Raw genomic sequence first — 16,995 nt, 5'->3', positions numbered from 1 at the left:
CGACAATGTAGATAAACAATCAAAGAATTGGAGACCAAGATGAACAAATTCGTACAGCTTAAACGATTAGGGAGCATTTTAACGACGCTCTCCATGCTTTCTGCACAGCCCCAAGAGATGCCGCAGATTGATATTGTCACTACCCGGGGTGATACAACATCCTTTACTGGCGGTAGCTATACACGTATCTCAGAAGAAGCCCTGGCGCAATTACAACCCTTAAGCACGCAAGATGCGCTTCGAACAACCCCCGGGGTACATGTGGTAGAAACAGACGGGTACGGGTTTTACCCTCGCATTGGGATTCGTGGGCTCAATCCTGATATGAGCAAGAAGGTTTTGATTCTTGAAGATGGGGCCCCCGTGCAGCTTGGGCCCTTCATAGATCCGGCGGCCTACTATAGTCCTCCCGTGGAGCGTATGAAAGAGATCGAAGTGTTGAAAGGCAGTAGCTCTCTTCGCTATGGGCCTTCCACTATCGGTGGTGCAATTAACTATATAACGAAGCGCCCCGAAAAAGGTACTTCCGGCCATCTAACAGCTGTTGCGGGAAACCGTGGCTATCGATCAGTGGGACTTGATTTTGGTGTCGCAACGGATACCACTTCCGCATCCGTCTCCATGCTTCGCAAGGAGGGAGAAGGATGGCGGGATATGCCCTTTACGGTAAACGATATTGTTGCACGGGGCAGTATCACCCCAAACGAAATGCACTCCTTTTCGGTGAAAGCAAGTTATTATGACCAATCTGCAAATCACACGTATATCGGTCTTACGGACAAGGAGTACCGCCACAATCCTCTGCTCAATCGTGCCGATCACGATCACATGAAGGTTGAACGGTTTGGACTGGATATAAACCATCGTGCCTGGATCTCAGATAGAGCTCAAGTACAGACTCTTATCTATGGAAATAATGCACATCGAGACTGGTTTCGTGAGGAGTTTTCCTTTAATGCCGCAACGGGACAAAATGAAATGGAAGGATGGCGTTCCGGACGGGTTCGAGAGTTCAGCGTTGCCGGGGTAGACAGTCGTATTTCCCTTGACCATTCCATGGGCGATATGGAACACTATCTTGAAGCAGGGATACGTCCACAGTATGAACGGATGCAGAATAACCGAATTGATGTTCATGACACCCTCGATGTAAACCCTCTCACAAGCACTCAGGGGTTGTTGCGTGAACACGACACGCGGGAAGTACATAATGTGGCTGTTTTTGCTATGAACCGTATAGATATTACGGATAACCTCCGTATTACTCCCGGGGCACGCTTTGAGTATTATCAGCAAACACGAACACACCATCAAAAGGAGTATGCCCCCGTATCAATAGAAACCACCAGTGATGATGCAGTTTTTATTCCCGGTATTAGTGCGGGATATACCTTTGGTGATGCTGCAGAGGTGTTTGGTGGGGTTCATCGGGGGTTTGCGCCACCACGAGTGCAGGATGCAATTGATGGAGCGGGCAATGAGGTAAAACTTAAGGCAGAAGAAAGTGTAAACTATGAACTTGGGGTACGCGGCGCACTGGATTGGCTACGGTATGAACTGACCGGTTTTATCTACGATTTTGATAATCAAATAATTGCCGCCAGTGAAGCAGGCGGAGCCTCTGCCACACAAAATACAAACGCCGGAAAAAGTCTTAATCAAGGTGTTGAAACCGGGGTTGTTATGGATCTTCCGGCGTTTTTCAGTCTTGATGCAAACTGGACATGGGTGCCTGTGGCAGAATTTAGAAGTGACCTCTTTAATAGTGATAACGAGCAGGTAACCTTCGACGGAAACCGTCTTCCCTATGCGCCGAAACACACTGTAAATACACGTTTCGGGTTCTCCACCGGAGGAATAACTGCAGGCATCTCCCTCACTGCGGTGTCATCACAATATACGGATCATGAGAACCTCTCCACGGGAACACCCAACGGCCGAGCAGGTAAAATTGACGGATATCATGTATGGAATAGTGATATTTCCTATGAGGTAGGGCGGGTGCGCGTTTTTGGTACAGCCAAAAATATTGAGGATGCCCGGTACATCTCCTCTCGTTCTCCCCGGGGTATTTTTCCCGGTGCGGGGAGAACCTTTATGATTGGTTCAACGGTTTCATTCTAAGGGGAAAAGGGTACAAAAAGTCTTGCTTCGGAGCAGAAACAATTTTATACTGTAGCTCTCGGAGGTATCATGAAATGTATCTTGTTTCTTTTGAGCAGTGTCGCCCTTGTGGCGGCAGGCTTTTTCCCTGCAGATCACCGTTCTTTTATGTACGAAGGACGGTTTGATTTTTCCGATCCTGCTGCACCCCGTTTCAGTTGGCCGGGAATCGCTATTTCAGTGGGGTTTACCGGGCAGAAGGTTTCCGTTGTTCTTGAAGATGGGCTTGGGCGGTATGATATCTGGATTAACGATTCCGCTGCTGGTGTACTTTCCACAGATAGTGGGACGGAGAAGGTGGACACCTTTGTTGTTGCCCGTGACCTTCCCAAGGGGGCTCATGAGTTGCGACTGATCAAACGAAATGAAACCGCATGGAGTGATCAGCGTTTTCACGGAGTAGTTGTTTCAGCAGGAGAGACCCTTTTCACGCCGTCCCTGTCCCGCACCGGCTCCATTGAGATTCTTGGAGACTCCTTTGTTGCTGGTTATGGTAATGAGGCATCAGGACGGGACAGCGGCTTGGTGCCGGAAACCACGAATACGGGAAAATCCTTTGGGCACATCTTGGCAGACCGCCTCGGGGCAAAGCGGCACATCCTTGCCTATTCAGGCAAGGGTATGGTGCAAAATCTCGGTGGAGATTCTCCGGGAAGGGAGTTTCCCGCATACTATGAAGCCACGGTGCATGCAGATATAGAGCAGGGAAGAGAGGTTGATATCTGGGATGTTTCTTCATGGAATCCAGATCTCACCATTATCCATCTTGGAATTAATGACTTTAGCGATCAGGGCGCGGCTCCTCCCGCTGATACCGCCCTGTTTCGAAAAGGGGCTGAATCGTTCTTGCATCGCCTACGTACAAAGAACACAAACCCCTCAGCACACTATCTCTTCATGGCGTTTCAGGATTGGCCAAATCGGTATATTCTCCAGTCACTCCAGCGCCTTATTCGTGACGAACACGAAGCAGGGCATGAAGATGTCGCTCTGTTCTCTTACACGACCTCCCTTGATGCCTTGCATTGGCACCCCTCTGTGGAGGAACATGCAGAAATTGCCGAAGCCCTTGAAGGCTTTATTTATGAACAGGGGCTCTTTCTTCCTACCTCTGTGTACTCCGAAGAAAGGGACAGGCCAAATACCGCCCTCGTGAACATAACTTCGCAGGGATATAGGCTTTCTGAGGAAATTTCATCAGTATCGGTGTATTCAGTGCGGGGAGAACACCAAGAGCTGCATATATCGGAAAGAGTGTTTTCTTTAGACGACAAACTTTCACCGGGGATGTACATCCTTTCAGTACAAACCCATGCAGGGAAACGGTATCACCGTCTTATTCGTCATGAGCGAGAAGACGCTTCGGCAAAAAAACCGTCGATGTGAGAAAAATGCCGGGAAATATCGCTGAAACCATGGTCTCCTCCCTCTTCCAAAACAAGTTGCTCCGGTGAGAATGTGTTCTGTACAGTCCTGTAATTGAGTATTTCGTCACCCTTTTTTTGAAACACCAAAATGGCGGAATCATCGTGGCCGGTTTGTTGTGCCATATGGCTGAGTGCTTGCAGGTGTGATTCTTCTACATAAAAACGGCTTCCATCGTAGTAGTGGCGCACTTGCTGTGCATGGTGTCGCAACAGGGTGTGCGGTGCTAAGGCGGGGTTGATAAGAACGGCTGGAAGACCATATTCGTGAGAAATAATTCGTGCATAGAACCCTCCCAGAGAAGAGCCGATAAGGCCTATGGGGTGTTCAGGCTTGAGGGTGTCGATGAGATCTCGCAAGGTGTGCATGGCTAAGTCGGGTACCACCGAGAGGGTGGGAGAAAGAAAGGGCTCCCGTCCCTCATAATGGCTTCGAAATAGAGACGATTTATAGCCTGTTCCGGAGCTGGCAAAGCCATGAATATAGAGTATCATGACGGATCCACATATACAGAAAGAGATACTTCTACATCATCGTGCACGCGTAATCCCGGCAAGGGAGAGCCGGGGTCAAGGTCAAAGGTCTCGAGAGAGACCGTGAAAGAAAGAGAAAATGAGATCTGTCCATTTTCATCTTCCCAGTCTGAAATGGTACCTTTAATATCTTCTGTCATATCCCTAATCGTAAGGGAAAGGGGGAGTTTCTGGGCATCGCGCAGGGTCTTCAAGGGAACCTCCGTAACTTCTCCGGTGATATTTTCGTAGGCGTCAGTTTCAAACATTTCATACATATTATTATCACGCCGTGAGTTATTTGTGGAGATATCTGTAACAGGTACAGAAAGGGTCATGGATACAGTACTATCGTCCATACGGAGCGTGGCATCGCCAGACTGGGTGGGAAACTCACCTGAAAAAGAGTGTCCCGTGGCGCGAGCGTCGAATCCGCCTTCAACAACAGCAACGGCTGTACGGGAGTCTGCCCATACGATTAGAGGAAGAATACAAATGAGAATGCAGAGGTGTTTCATAATAACTCCTTAATACTAGATATAAGTAATATAGGTGGTGTGTTTCATAATACCAAATAGGCGGTTACAGGAAGCTACTTTTCCAAATACACCGGAAAGGGAATGTACCACGAGTGACAAGGGGGATATCAGGGCATGCCCGGAGCATATTCTGTGCTTCATCGTGAGTAAATCCTTTTTGTATTGATAAGAGGCCGTCCTTCCGTGCAAAGCTCTTACGAAAGAATAGGGAGGCGGCAAAGAAGTAGAGCACGTAGGCCATACAAGAGCGACGCAAATCGTTAAAGACAACTCCCCGGCGGGCGCGCTGGTATGCTTGCGTGAGCATGGGGGGGATCTGTGCATCCGCGAGATGGTGTAGTAGGTGGTTTGCAAATACGTAATCTACTTCATAGGCCGGTCCTGAAAGATCAAAAAAGTCTGCTTCAACGATGGTGATACACGGTTCTTTGGCACAGGCCGTACGAAGAAACTCCACGGCACGCGGGTCTTTCTCGCAGCAGATAATACTGAGGGAGAGCCCCATAGATCTGCTTTTTTTGATAAGCCAACGGGCGGTGTCTCCCCCTCCAGATCCGATTTCAAGAAGAACCCGATGTGTTTTGGGGGATTGCTCCATGTCACGAAGGACTGTTCTCCGAAGCAGCTTCCGTGATCCCGTGAAGAAGAGGTTTATGAGAGAAAAGTGACGAAGGGTACGGTAGAGTTTCTCTTTATCACTATGGGGCAGGTCCATCATCTCGGGTTTTTGGCTCCGGGTTTTCAAAAAAAAGCAGGGTCGGCGCATAGAATTTCCTCCAGGGTAATGAATTAAAATACTTTTTTGAGGCGTATCTTCCGCAGATGAAGCCAATTTATCTATTTTTACGTGTACTCTGAAGTGAGGTTGTATGATAGGACGGAATGAACCATGCTGGTGCGGTTCGGGAAAGAAATATAAGAAATGTCATCTGAGACAAGATAAAGAGCAGAACAGGGGGGTGCAGAAAAACCCCTTGATAAAAAGTGCCGATGAGATTGAGAAGATGCGGGCTGCAGGGGCGTTTAACGCTTCTTTAATGGATTACCTTCGTCCCTTTATTGTCCCAGGCATTTCCACAGAAAAAATAAACAGCCTCGCCCATGAATACACCCTAGACCATGGGCATCGTCCGGCAACCCTCGGATATCACGGATTTCCCAAGTCTCTCTGTACCTCCATAAACAACGTGGTCTGTCATGGCATCCCGTCCTCGGAAGATATTCTGCGTGACGGAGATATCGTAAATGTGGATATTACCACTGTGGTGGACGGATATTTTGGAGATCAATCAGAAACATTTCTTATCGGTGCCGTTTCGCCACCGGTAAAAGAGCTCGTACGGGTAACAGCGGAAGCAACTATGCGAGCTATTGGCGCGATTGCACCGGGGAGACCACTCTCCATTGTAGGAGATGAGATAGACCCCTTTGTACGACAGGCAGGCTATTCTGTTGTGCGGAGTTATACCGGGCACGGGATCGGTAGTCGCTTTCATGAGAATATGACCGTACTCCACCATAAAAATCGCGAAGGGCGGGGCACAATTCTTGAGCCGGGCATGACCTTCACCATAGAACCCATGGTAAACATGGGGGGGTATGCCGTGTATACTGATCGCACTGATGGGTGGACGGTGTACACCAAGGACGGCAGTCTTTCAGCACAGTTTGAGCACACACTTCTCGTGACCGACGACGGATATGAGGTGCTTACACAGACCGCATCTCAGAAAGAGGCGGGAACCCTTATCGTACTACCGGAGTGATATAATGTTTGATATTGAACGAGAGCAGTCGCTTTCAGAATCAGTAATCTTGGCAGCTCTCTACATGCCACGAAAGATGGATGAAGAGCTCTTTGAAGAAGATTTAGCAGAGATGGAAACCCTTATCGCAACCGCCGGAGCTGAGGTTGCAGATATCTTTGTGCAAAAACGTGATAAACCACGTTTTTCTACGTGGTTTGGTGCAGGTAAATTAGATGAGATTTCTCGGCGCATGAAAGAAACAAATAGTAAATGTCTGGTGATAGATGCTGAGCTCAAGCCAAGTCAAATACAAAATATCGAGGCTATCATCTGCGGGAAGGTCATTGATAGAAGTCAGCTTATTTTGGATATCTTTGCCCTTCATGCCCGTACGAATGAAGCAAAAATTCAGGTGGAATTGGCCCAGCTCAATCTCATGTACCCGCGTTTGACCCGCATGTGGTCTCACTTGTCTCGTCAAAGCGGGGGTATTGGTACGCGAGGTCCCGGTGAAACACAGTTGGAGACAGATAAACGGTTAGTGCAAAAAAAGATTGCTCAGCTGAAAAAATCGCTTAAGAAAATTAAGAAAAGTCGTGAAGTGCAACGCCGGGGCCGTTCTGATACCTTCCGCATCTCCCTTGTGGGGTATACCAATGTGGGTAAGTCAACCCTCCTGAATGCTCTGTGTGGGGCTGATGTGCTCGTGCGGGACGAACTGTTTGCAACCCTTGATACGGCCTCCAAAAAAGGGTATATCCCCTCTGTAGGTGAGGTTGTTATTTCCGATACCGTTGGTTTTTTGCGAAAGCTTCCCCACCATTTGGTGGCCTCCTTTCGTAGTACCTTAGAGGTGGCGCAGGAGACAGATCTTCTTCTGATTGTCATGGATGCTTCCAGTAAATGGTTCTCACACCAGCTCGATACGGTGCGGGATGTTTTGGGTGATCTCTCTGCTGGGCATAAACCAGCAAAGATTATCTTCAATAAGATTGATCGTGTGGATGATCCTTTGCAGTTACGACAGATTGAGTGTGAATTTCCCCAAGCTTCCTTTGTATCAGCCCTGGATAAGGAGTCTGTCCAGCAATTAAAGCACGATTTGGGAGAGACCATCCATGAAGTTCGTGCCGACAAAAAGCAGGCCGCAGCTATAGAAAAACGAGCTGGAACATATATCCATGTGGGGTAAGAGGGCTCCTGGACAGGTTGTACTTTCTGTCCTGAGTACGTTTTGGCAGTTGTGTCGTACCTACATTCGTCGGCGGGGTAATTTCTACGCTAAGGCCATGGCTTTCTCGTTTCTTCTGACCTTTATTCCCATTGTTATGGTTTTGCTCTGGGGGGTAAGTATGCTTCTGTCACGCAATGTAGAGTTGCAGAATGTGTTTATTTCACAATTGGTAGAAATGGTCCCCCCGGCGGCATCAGAGTTTGTACAGGAGCGTATATACGAGATTATCCGTAGTCGCTCGTGGCGGAATCTCGGCATATTCGGTATTGTTATTCTTATCTGGGCGCCAAATTCTCTGTTCTCTACGCTTATACACGGCTTGCGTGTAATGATGCAGGTTGATGAACCTGCACACTCTCCATGGGTTCGACATCTATTCACCTTTACCGTACACTATCTCGTGGCATTTCTTGTGGTTCTTTTCAGTCTGATCTCTATGGTCCTCAACTCCTTCCTTCCTGTTGACTCGCTTCCGCCAATTCTGGAGGGGGTACAGTCCTATTGGGTGACGACCATGGTACTCTTTCTTACCTTGGCATCTCTGTATCTTATGAGTTATGGTGAAGGCCTTTCCTGGCGTATTCTTGCCCTTGTCTCCTTTGCTCTTGCAGTATTATGGCATGTCTTTCATTTTCTGGGAGCCCGGATTATCAGCAGCTCCGGCGAAGCGGAAGTTTTTTACGGGATCTTTGCCGGGGTTGCTGTGGTTATGACCTGGTCCTTACTATTCTCTGCGGCCATACTGTTTGGTGGGCTGTGTATTGCCTCTATGAGCTCTTCTGAAGAGGCAGGGCCAGAAAGGAAGTATAATTTATGAAGTTGAGTGTCGCATATACCTTCGAGCCGGGACTTATTGAAGGGCTGGCTCCCTATTCTGAAATATATGAAGTGTACGGTAAAGCCGGGGAAGACCCCCTTGGGGGAGGACGTTCCTCCTATACCTTACGCCAAGTATCCTTCCGCTCTCTGGCGAAAACGGTGCAAAAATGCCATGCCCAGGGAATCGCCTTCAACTATCTTTTGAACGGAGCAAGTCTTGGCGGTATTGAACAGACCCGTCGCGGACACCGCATTATACGAAAACTTCTAGACCGATTAAGCCACATGGGGGTTGACAGTCTCACCGTAACATCCCCGTTTCTTACGCGGCTTATCAAGAAGCAGTACCCGCATTTTTCCATACGAGTGAGTGCCTTTGCCATGATTGATTCTCCCGAAAAGGCACGGCAATGGGAAGATCTTGGGGGTGATGCCCTTTGTTTGAGTGCCATTTCCTGCAACAGAGATTTGAGACTTCTTGAAGACATCCGGCGTTCCGTACAAACAGATCTGCAGCTTATTGTGAATTCTTCCTGTCTGCCGTACTGTGCCTATGAGCCAACTCATATGAATCTTCTCAGCGACTCATCTCGCAAGGGGCACCCCTTGAAAGGGATGTGTATTGATTACTGTATTCTTAATTGTGCGCAAAAGCGTTTTTCCGACCCGAGAAATTTTCTTCGCGCTGTATGGATACGTCCAGAAGATGTACATATCTACGAATCTATTGGGATTAACTCCTTCAAGATTCTTGAGCGAAGCTGTCCAAAAGATCTCCTTATCAAGCGGGTGGAAGCGTATGCCCGTCGTTCTTTTACAGGTAATCTCTATGAGTTGGTGGGGCCGGTGGCTGCCATAAAAAAAGAGCAGGGCACAGAACTGCGGCAACGACTGAAGATGATTCGTACCATGTTTAAACCGGGCAAGGTTCCCATGAAAAGTTTATTGCGTATGAAGCGGTTCGGTGAATCCCTTATTCCACACGCCTACGATCGCGACTCCAGCTATATTTACATTGATAACACGCGTTTGAACGGTTTTTTAGAGTCCTATCTGGCAAAACCAACGACTTGCGGCACCTGCGGTGCTACTTGTGTGTGTGCGTCGTGGGTAGACCGGGCAGTTTCTTACTCCCCCTCACAGCTCGCGCAACTTGCCCATGAAGCAGCGGCTTTAGAAGAGGATGTTCATACCTCGCGGTTTTGGGGATGCTCTTTCTCTGAATAATATGTGCGAAAAAGGGAGTTCTCCATGCCGGAGGAACTCCCGAATGGGGCTTTAGGAGAGAGGATACTCCTCGGAAACGAGGTTCGCAGAGATCTTCCCTGATTCATAAATGGTGGGAAGCCCTGAGCCGGGGTGGGTACCACCGCCAACCAAATAACAGTTCCCGACTTCTTCAAACTTATTTCGTGGACGCAGGTACAGCATTTGAGAAAGATTATGTCCTAAATTAAAGGTGGAACCATCAAAGAGGTTGAACTCATGTTCCCACATATCAGGGGTCAGGCATTTTTCTTCCACAATATGTGACTCAAGATCTTTCATGCCTGTTCGCGCAATGATACGATCAAGGATTTTTCTCCGGTATTCCCGGGTCCGTTTTTCATCCCATGAGAAGGGCGCGCGGGTATTACTGACCGGCACCAGAATGTACAGCGCCGAATGACCTTTGGGAGCTAGGGTTGGATCTGTTTTGCTGGCATTTCGAATATAAATTGACATGTCATCGGAGAGGCGTTTCTCCGACACTATATCGCCGATGTTTGCCTTGTAGTCTTCCGCAAAGACAATTTGGTGGTGGGGTTCGTCATAGAGTGTATCCAGACCAAGATAGAGCATAAAGGTTGAGCAGGAATATTTTTTCTTATCAAGGGTCTTTTTCTGCCACTTGCGAATCACTCCCGGTGCAAAGAGGTTGGTTGCCGCGTAGCCGAAGTCTGCATTAACAATTACCGCATCGTAGGAGTGTCGTTCTCCCGATTCCAAAATAACACCCCGTGCTCGTTTTTTGCTGTCTGTCTCAATCTGTTTTACCGGTGTGGAGAGGTAGATTTTTCCACCGTGTTCACGGGTTACCTGTGCCATTGCCTCTGAGATAGCACTGAGGCCACCCGTGACGTGGTCAATGCCGAAGGCGTGTTCCACGTAGGGGATCATTGTGTAGAGGCCGGGGCATTGCCAAGGAGACATACCGATATATTTTGCCTGAAAGGTGAAGGCTGTTTTCAACTCTTCACTCTGAAAGTAATCGGAGAGCACGCCATAGAGTGATTTTCCCATGGAGAGATGCGGTACTGCCCGTAATAGCGTTTTGGAAAGCATTGAGCCAGCAGTGCTGTATGGGCGCTGTAAACAGGGGTACATATATTCATAGCGGCTTTTTTCCCGTTTCAGTAATCGGTCAAAGCCCTCCTCTTCTCCGGGAAAGAGGCGTGCGATTTGAGCGCGCATCTTTTCATGATGCGCACTCGGTTCAAGGGAAATTTCACCAAAATCAAGGCGGTACATTGGGTCAAGGGGGATAACCGTACAGTAATCATCCAGATTCTTTCCCGCGTGCTCAAAGACCTCCCGTAAAATAAAGGTCATCATGAGAAAGGTAGGGCCCACATCGAAGGTGTAGTCGCCCAATTGTAAAGACGCATTTCGACCGCCAAGGGTTGCTTCTTTTTCAAAGACATCAACATCATATCCTCTGTGTGCCAAAATCATGGCGGAGGTGAGCCCTCCGGGGCCAGCGCCGACAATACCAATTCGAGGTGCCATTATCACTCCTAACTACATATATTTTCCGATCCATTTCAGTATCTTTTTACTCATCGTATAGGGCGGGTATATCCCGGATATCTCCCTCGTTTTATGTTTCAGAACAAGGGTCTTTTCATAGGAAAAGGCTAAAAAGCCGGCCTTACCGTGATACCGGCCAAAACCACTTTTTCCGACACCACCAAAGGGGATGCGTGGTGAGGCCATGCGATGGAGGGTTCCATTAATAACAAGGGAGCCCGTATTAATTGCAGAAAGACGTGCTTTCGTTTTCTTTGTATCGCCAAAGCCGTAGAGGGCAAGGGAGTCGTTCTGTGCAAGAAGCTCCTCTACGTGGTTTTCGATATTTTCCACAGAAATAAGGGGGAGTATGGGGGCAAAAATTTCTTCTTGCACAAGGGGGCTCTCCTTGTCACAGCGTAGCAGGGTTGGTGCAATATACTTCTGAGAGGGAGAGAAATCTCCTCCACAAATAATCTCCGCACCCTGGATTCGCTTTTGGACTTCTTCCACGGCTCGGGAGTCGATCATGCGCCCGTAATGGGGGGATTCTTGTGGAGCATCCCCATAGAACTCCGTGATTGTTTGTTGTAGTAGGTGGGTAAACTCTTCGGCAACATCTGCAGAGATATAGCAGTGATTTGGGGCTACGCACGTTTGGCCGCTATTGAAAAATTTCCCCCAAGCAATACGCTCTGCGGCAGCTTTTAGGTCTGCGTGAGAAAACACCAAGGCAGGGTTTGCTCCACCCAGCTCAAGTAAAACAGGGATTGGACGTTGTGCTGCATCGGCCATTACCACCCGTCCTGTGGCTGTTGAACCGGTAAAACAGACCATATCAGCCTCTATTTTTATACGTTTGCGCACCTCTTCTGTGCTTCCCGTGCAAAGCTCAATATACGGACGGCACCATTTTTGAGAAAACAGTTCTGAGAGGACTTGTTCGGTTTTGGGGGCACGTTCTGATGGTTTGAGGATTACCCGGTTGCCTGCGGCAATGGCCCCAATGAGGGGAGAAAGAATAAGTCCTGCGGGATAATTCCAGGGTGAAATAATGAGCACTGTTCCAAAGGGATGGCGTTCCGTGAAGGATCTGCCCGGAAAAAAAAGGGGACAGAAAGGCATTTTTTTCGGACGCATCCACGCGGCAAGATGCTTTATAATATGATCTATTTCCGAATAGACAATACCAATTTCACTGGGCCATGCTTCATGCCATGGTTTTCCCAAATCTTCTTTCAGAGCTGCCACGAGGGCAGACTCCCCTTCCATGAGGGCTGATTTAATTTGGGTGAGTACGTGCACGCGTGTTGCAATATCTCTATTCTCTGTTTTCATTGGTAAGATTCCTGTATCTTTCTGTACAAAGCGAGAAAAATTACGCTGTGGATCATGTATATAAAACTATATTACAGGAAGCGATAATTCACAAAAGGAGTTGGGTTGAGGCTCTTTTTTCTTGCTTTCCTTAATATATCGGTCTCTGTGGGAGCTGTGGAAACAGGGCAGAATCTATTTCAACACGCCTATGCGGAGTGGGATAGCGACGCCTTTGCAGAGGCCTATGACGCTTTCTCACAGAACACTGATTCAGGCCGGTATTGGCGGGCAGTAACGGGGTTTCATTGGATAAACTATTATTTATACGGGTATGACCACCATCGAGATACGCGGCGTGGGCTTGCTCTTATTGACTCCGTACAAGCGGACCTCGCGGCAATTCGAAAGCCACGACGTTTTTCCGGCGAAGTAGAGGCGCTTGAAGCGACGATTCTCGGGGTTTATGTGACGCTCCATCCAACTCGCGCACCCTTTTTGGGACGAAGGATACAGAATGGGCTGGATGAAGCCTTTGCGGCTGACTCAACTAACCCACGAACGCTCTACCTGCTTGGGGTGAGTTATTACCATATGCCGGGGTTTCTCGGCGGTGGTTTTTCGGCAGGGCGGGAGTATCTTCTGCGGAGCGACTCCTTATTTATGGAAGAAGAGCAGACTGGCCGTGCTGCCCCGCAGTGGGGACATAGTACGGGGCGGGCTTTTCTCGGTGAGATATATCGCGCTGAGGGAAATGTAGCACAGGCAATGGCGTGGTATGATCGCGCCAAAGATATTAATCCTCAAGACGGTCTTGCCCGTCTGGGGCGAAAGAAAGCACAGGATGGGTATGAACAATAAACAGACAGCCGTTGTTATCGGCGGAGGGCTGGGGGGGCTGTCAGCAGCAATTTCCTTGGCAAATCGGGGCTACACCGTAGACCTTTATGAAAAAAATGATCACGTGGGTGGGAAGCTCAACACAGCATCTATGGAAGGGTTTCAATTTGATCTTGGACCGTCTATTCTGACCTTGCCGGATATATTTCGTACGCTCTTTACAGAGGCAGGAAAAAATTTTGATGACTACTGCACTATCTTTGAGCTTTCAACCCATTGGCGTAACTTCTTTGAAGATGGTACGGTCTTTGATTTTTCAGCGTCGAAAGAGAAAACACGCACTGAGATAGACGCGCTCTTTCCCGGAATGGGGAAAAAGCTGGATGCGTATTTCGCCTACTGCGAAGAGCAGTATGAGATTTGTCAGAGGGGGTATTTTTCAAAGGGAGTTGATACTTTTACCGGAATGTTTCGTGCGACCCCTTTGGGAGATCTCCTAAGACGACTGGATATCTTTCGCACCATGCACCGAACGAACACGGCTTATTTTGGTAACACCCCGGTACGTGATGCCTTCGATTATTTCATAAAATATGTGGGAGCCTCTGCTTTGGATGCTCCGGGATTTATGAATCTCTTGAGCGGAGTTCAGTTTGAAAAGGGCCTATGGTATGTACAGGGCGGATTATTTTCTCTTTCTCGTGCTCTGGAGCGACTTGCGCGAGAGGTGGGAGTACGTTTGCATACGGGACAGGAGGTGCGGCACATATGCACAGATGGAACGAAGGCGACGGGGGTATCTGTTGATGGGAAAGATGTTTTCGCATCAGTGGTTGTGTGCAATATGGAGGTTTTACCTGCCCTTCGTACTCTTACTTCGGTTTCTGAAAAGAGAATCGCTCGACTTGAAGAACGGTTTCCCCCTGCCTGCTCCGGTATTGTGATTCACCTCGGTGTAGACATGACCTACCCTAACCTTGCCCATCATAACTTTATCTATGCCCACGATCAGATAGATCATTTTAAACGGGTATTCCGAAAGAAGATTCTTCCCGATGATCCAACTCTGTATGTTGTTGCTTCAACGCGAACGGATGCTTCTCAGGCCCCCGCAGGATGTGAGAATATTAAAATACTTCCTCATATACCACCTCTTGATCCTGAAACCCCGCTTTCCCGGGAAGAGTATGATACTCTTGCAGAGGTCTGTATTAATAAATTAGAACGGCTGGCATGTCCGAACCTGCGTCGTCATATTGTGGTACGTGATCAGTGGTGTCCGTGGGATATCCAGAAGCGGTACTATTCAAACCGCGGTGCTATTTATGGTACCGACACGATACATCGGCGTAATTTTGCCCTGAAGATTCCCAAAAAGAGCAAAGATTTAGAAAATCTCTGGTTTGTCGGGGGCAGTGTGAACCCAGGAGGAGGAATGCCCATGGCGGTTCTTTCGGGTATCCAGGCGGCACGGCAGATTACTCGTGAACTCCCTCTCTATTAAGGAGGTGTAAGGATGCTCTTGGGGGTACTCACGATTATTCTCTGTCTTGGGGCTGTGGCTGGTGTTCTGGTTCTTGGCCGTATTCGCCTTCTTCCCCAGGGTGATGATGCGGAACTCGGAGGCAGAATTGATTGTTCAATTATTATTCCTGCTCGAAATGAGGCAGAGCGTCTTCCCTCTTTACTTTCAGGGATACAACAACAGGATATCTCCTTTCGGGAGCTTATTGTGGTTGATGATTCCTCAGACGATGCTACCGCAGAGGTGGCTCGTTCCTATGGGGCATCGGTTGTATCGGTGGCGGATAAGCCCGCTGGTTGGACGGGTAAAACCTATGCACTTCAGTATGGTGCACGTCATGCCCACGGCACATATCTTGTTTTTCTGGATGCGGATCTAGTGCCGCAGCCCTCCTTTCTGCGTCGTCTCTTTGCCACGAATATTCCTCGCGGAACCATTCGATCTGTTCAGCCATGGCACCGGGTTGTGAAGCCGTATGAACAACTCTCTCTCATATTTAATTTGTTGCAACTTGCTGGCTCCGGTGGTTTTTCTCTTTTTTCCGCATCTCCTTCGGGAAGTTTCGGTCCATGCATGGCACTTCATAGAACCACCTATGATTCCTTGGGAGGGCATGAGCGGGTAAAAAACTGCGTCTTAGAGAATTTTTCCTTGGGGCGAATCCTGCAAGATGAAGGGGGGAACCAAGAGCTTTTTGTTGGTGCAGGGGCACTGGCTTTTCGTATGTACCCTCAGGGTGTCAAAGAACTCTGGGATGGGTGGGTGAAAGGTTTTGCCAGTGGTGCAGATAGTACAAAACCACTATTTTTACTGCTGTCTGTTCTCTGGGTTTCCGCCCTTCTCTTTACATGGGCTCCTCAGTTTTTCCTCCAGAGCGCTCCTCATATTTCTACGGCTCTTCTTCTTCTGTTTCCTATTCAGCTTTTATGTGTCATGTTTCGCACAGGTTCTTTCTCGTGGTATAACATCCTCGTTTTGCCCTTGCACGGTCTCTTTTTTATTACCGTATTTGCCGTATCTACAGTGCGAATCAAAATTCTCAAACGGGTTTCTTGGCGGGGGCGGGAGATATCTCTGTGAGTATCCCGCTTTTTGTTCCCCCATGGCCGTGGTTAGTGGCTGGAAATATCGCAGGATGGCTTTGTCTCCATCTTATCATTGCCTTTGGCGGCACCCTTTTACCCGCTGCACGTATTTCCATAGACTGGAGACTTTTTGCTCCTCTTCGCGGGGAAGCCAACTTATATCGCCTGCTTCGGGTAAAGCGCTGGAAAGATCGTATCCCCGATGGAGCGGTATGGTTTCCTGGAGGGATTGCAAAAAAGGGGGTTGTGTGGAATCGTGAAACAGTGCCAGTACTGTTGCGAGAGACGTGCCGAGGTGAATTGGTACATTGGATTGTTCTCTCCTGTGTGCCTCTCTTTTTTTATTTAATCCACCTCTGGTATGGCCGGTTCATGTGATGTATGCTCTGTGTGCCAATGTTCCGTGTATACTCATTCAGCGCTATAATCGCCCCCGTTTGTTTCGGCTTCAAAGCAAAGGGATGTAAGGCCGTGGTACGTTTTGGCGTTGTCCTTGTTATTTCATTTGCTCTTCTATTGTGGGGTGGCTGTGCGCATACCATGCATATACCCCGTGATGAAATACGCTCTGAGCTGGCGAAGTATTTTCCGGTATCAATAGATCAGGGGCCGATTCGTGGAAAACTCCTGTTAGATGATGCTGAAGTATCTCTGTTTGAAGAACAACTTGTGATCCATCTTTTCTGCACTGCTCACGGGACATTTTTTCGTGTACCCTTTACCCGCTCCATACGTCTTGACCTGCAGGGGCGTTTTGTAGTTAGCAAAAACAGTGTCTATTGGGAGAAAGAGCGGGTGTCTTTGGTTTCTCATCATGAAGAAAATCCTACGGGGAGCATTATATCCTCAGTGATCAACCCTATTATAGATAGAGCTGTGGAAAATCGATATCTTCTGTATACCGCAGAGACTAGACGCGCGCAACGATACCTCACCGCACGGACGGTTAAAAATATTGCCGTGGAAAGAGAGGCGGTTGTGGTAACCCTTGGGCGCTCAGAAAAATAATACAAAAAAAC

Annotated in this window: 15 protein-coding genes and 1 pseudogene; 11 read left to right on the top strand and 5 right to left on the bottom strand. The window is 48.4% G+C overall.

The genetic code is table 11. The features are described from left to right. Positions 1-39 precede the first annotated feature (39 nt). Together CALK_RS03215 and CALK_RS03210 are read left to right on the top strand one after the other, a co-directional pair. The gene (locus CALK_RS03215) at positions 40-2,124 is read left to right on the top strand and encodes a TonB-dependent receptor family protein (RefSeq protein WP_081697969.1); all 2,085 of its coding nucleotides are present in this window, start codon (positions 40-42) and stop codon (positions 2,122-2,124) included. 69 nt (positions 2,125-2,193) lie between these two features. Then, on the top strand, positions 2,194-3,549 hold the full coding sequence (locus CALK_RS03210) for a GDSL-type esterase/lipase family protein (RefSeq protein ID WP_022636214.1): 1,356 nt from the start codon (positions 2,194-2,196) through the stop codon (positions 3,547-3,549). Here the strand turns inward: CALK_RS03210 and CALK_RS03205 are convergent. The 3 genes from CALK_RS03205 to CALK_RS03195 form a co-directional block, all read right to left on the bottom strand. Beyond that, positions 3,507-4,082 carry a YqiA/YcfP family alpha/beta fold hydrolase gene (locus tag CALK_RS03205; protein ID WP_022636213.1) on the bottom strand — a complete coding sequence of 192 codons (576 nt, stop codon included), beginning with the start codon at positions 4,080-4,082 and terminating at the stop codon, positions 3,507-3,509. The genes CALK_RS03210 and CALK_RS03205 overlap by 43 nt on opposite strands. Continuing rightward, positions 4,079-4,618, bottom strand: coding sequence for a YceI family protein (locus tag CALK_RS03200; protein ID WP_022636212.1), 540 nt, complete (start codon positions 4,616-4,618; stop codon positions 4,079-4,081). Before CALK_RS03200 ends, CALK_RS03205 begins: the two co-directional genes overlap by 4 nt. 64 nt (positions 4,619-4,682) lie before the next feature. Further along, the gene (locus CALK_RS03195; protein WP_022636211.1) at positions 4,683-5,405 is read right to left on the bottom strand and encodes a methyltransferase domain-containing protein; all 723 of its coding nucleotides are present in this window, start codon (positions 5,403-5,405) and stop codon (positions 4,683-4,685) included. Between the two features lie 103 nt (positions 5,406-5,508). Between CALK_RS03195 and map the strand changes: the two genes are divergently transcribed. The 4 genes from map to CALK_RS03175 are packed head-to-tail and all read left to right on the top strand — an operon-like array spanning position 5,509 to position 9,667. After that, positions 5,509-6,405 carry a type I methionyl aminopeptidase gene (gene map / locus CALK_RS03190; protein ID WP_022636210.1) on the top strand — a complete coding sequence of 299 codons (897 nt, stop codon included), beginning with the start codon at positions 5,509-5,511 and terminating at the stop codon, positions 6,403-6,405. 4 nt (positions 6,406-6,409) lie between these two features. Next, positions 6,410-7,579 (top strand): GTPase HflX, encoded by a 1,170-nt coding sequence (gene hflX / locus CALK_RS03185; protein WP_022636209.1) that lies wholly within the window; start codon positions 6,410-6,412, stop codon positions 7,577-7,579. Continuing rightward, entirely contained in the window at positions 7,569-8,438 is an 870-nt protein-coding gene (locus CALK_RS03180; RefSeq protein WP_022636208.1) for a YihY/virulence factor BrkB family protein, read from the top strand. The genes hflX and CALK_RS03180 overlap by 11 nt, the downstream gene beginning before the upstream one ends. Further along, positions 8,435-9,667 (top strand): U32 family peptidase, encoded by a 1,233-nt coding sequence (locus tag CALK_RS03175; protein ID WP_022636207.1) that lies wholly within the window; start codon positions 8,435-8,437, stop codon positions 9,665-9,667. Before CALK_RS03180 ends, CALK_RS03175 begins: the two co-directional genes overlap by 4 nt. A gap of 51 nt (positions 9,668-9,718) precedes the next feature. Here CALK_RS03175 and CALK_RS03170 read toward each other — a convergent pair whose 3' ends face one another. Both CALK_RS03170 and CALK_RS03165 read right to left on the bottom strand, forming a co-directional pair. Next, positions 9,719-11,209: a phytoene desaturase family protein gene (locus CALK_RS03170; protein WP_022636206.1), complete on the bottom strand. Its 1,491-nt coding sequence runs from the start codon at positions 11,207-11,209 to the stop codon at positions 9,719-9,721. A 12-nt stretch (positions 11,210-11,221) separates the two neighbouring features. Continuing rightward, complete coding sequence (locus CALK_RS03165; RefSeq protein WP_022636205.1) at positions 11,222-12,547, bottom strand: aldehyde dehydrogenase family protein; 1,326 nt, start codon at positions 12,545-12,547, stop codon at positions 11,222-11,224. 105 nt (positions 12,548-12,652) lie between these two features. Here CALK_RS03165 and CALK_RS03160 point away from each other — a divergent pair, with 105 nt between their 5' ends. From CALK_RS03160 to CALK_RS03140, 5 genes and pseudogenes are all read left to right on the top strand, one after another. Then, on the top strand, positions 12,653-13,387 hold the full coding sequence (locus tag CALK_RS03160; protein WP_022636204.1) for a hypothetical protein: 735 nt from the start codon (positions 12,653-12,655) through the stop codon (positions 13,385-13,387). Beyond that, positions 13,377-14,870 carry a phytoene desaturase family protein gene (locus CALK_RS03155; protein ID WP_022636203.1) on the top strand — a complete coding sequence of 498 codons (1,494 nt, stop codon included), beginning with the start codon at positions 13,377-13,379 and terminating at the stop codon, positions 14,868-14,870. Before CALK_RS03160 ends, CALK_RS03155 begins: the two co-directional genes overlap by 11 nt. Positions 14,871-14,882: 12 nt before the next feature. Next, complete coding sequence (locus CALK_RS03150) at positions 14,883-15,971, top strand: glycosyltransferase family 2 protein (RefSeq protein WP_022636202.1); 1,089 nt, start codon at positions 14,883-14,885, stop codon at positions 15,969-15,971. Further along, positions 15,968-16,443 (top strand): annotated as a pseudogene (locus CALK_RS12005) (glycosyl-4,4'-diaponeurosporenoate acyltransferase CrtO family protein). Before CALK_RS03150 ends, CALK_RS12005 begins: the two are co-directional and overlap by 4 nt. A 4-nt stretch (positions 16,444-16,447) precedes the next feature. Then, positions 16,448-16,984, top strand: coding sequence for a hypothetical protein (locus tag CALK_RS03140; RefSeq protein WP_022636200.1), 537 nt, complete (start codon positions 16,448-16,450; stop codon positions 16,982-16,984). The last annotated feature ends 11 nt before the right edge of the window (positions 16,985-16,995 follow it).

Source organism: Chitinivibrio alkaliphilus ACht1 (assembly GCF_000474745.1).
Taxonomy (GTDB): domain Bacteria; phylum Fibrobacterota; class Chitinivibrionia; order Chitinivibrionales; family Chitinivibrionaceae; genus Chitinivibrio; species Chitinivibrio alkaliphilus.
This window is presented reverse-complemented; position numbering and strand designations above follow the sequence as displayed.

What these genes read in the sequence shown, in the direction of transcription:
- CALK_RS03200 (WP_022636212.1), bottom strand. Translation starts at nt 4,618, where the DNA reads ATGAAACACCTCTGCATTCTCATTTGTATTCTTCCTCTAATCGTATGG.
- CALK_RS03205 (WP_022636213.1), bottom strand. Translation starts at nt 4,082, where the DNA reads ATGATACTCTATATTCATGGCTTTGCCAGCTCCGGAACAGGCTATAAA.
- CALK_RS03195 (WP_022636211.1), bottom strand. Translation starts at nt 5,405, where the DNA reads ATGCGCCGACCCTGCTTTTTTTTGAAAACCCGGAGCCAAAAACCCGAG.
- CALK_RS03170 (WP_022636206.1), bottom strand. Translation starts at nt 11,209, where the DNA reads ATGGCACCTCGAATTGGTATTGTCGGCGCTGGCCCCGGAGGGCTCACC.
- CALK_RS03155 (WP_022636203.1), top strand. Translation starts at nt 13,377, where the DNA reads ATGAACAATAAACAGACAGCCGTTGTTATCGGCGGAGGGCTGGGGGGG.
- CALK_RS03210 (WP_022636214.1), top strand. Translation starts at nt 2,194, where the DNA reads ATGAAATGTATCTTGTTTCTTTTGAGCAGTGTCGCCCTTGTGGCGGCA.
- hflX (WP_022636209.1), top strand. Translation starts at nt 6,410, where the DNA reads ATGTTTGATATTGAACGAGAGCAGTCGCTTTCAGAATCAGTAATCTTG.
- map (WP_022636210.1), top strand. Translation starts at nt 5,509, where the DNA reads ATGATAGGACGGAATGAACCATGCTGGTGCGGTTCGGGAAAGAAATAT.
- CALK_RS03180 (WP_022636208.1), top strand. Translation starts at nt 7,569, where the DNA reads ATGTGGGGTAAGAGGGCTCCTGGACAGGTTGTACTTTCTGTCCTGAGT.
- CALK_RS03215 (WP_081697969.1), top strand. Translation starts at nt 40, where the DNA reads ATGAACAAATTCGTACAGCTTAAACGATTAGGGAGCATTTTAACGACG.
- CALK_RS03175 (WP_022636207.1), top strand. Translation starts at nt 8,435, where the DNA reads ATGAAGTTGAGTGTCGCATATACCTTCGAGCCGGGACTTATTGAAGGG.
- CALK_RS03165 (WP_022636205.1), bottom strand. Translation starts at nt 12,547, where the DNA reads ATGAAAACAGAGAATAGAGATATTGCAACACGCGTGCACGTACTCACC.
- CALK_RS03150 (WP_022636202.1), top strand. Translation starts at nt 14,883, where the DNA reads ATGCTCTTGGGGGTACTCACGATTATTCTCTGTCTTGGGGCTGTGGCT.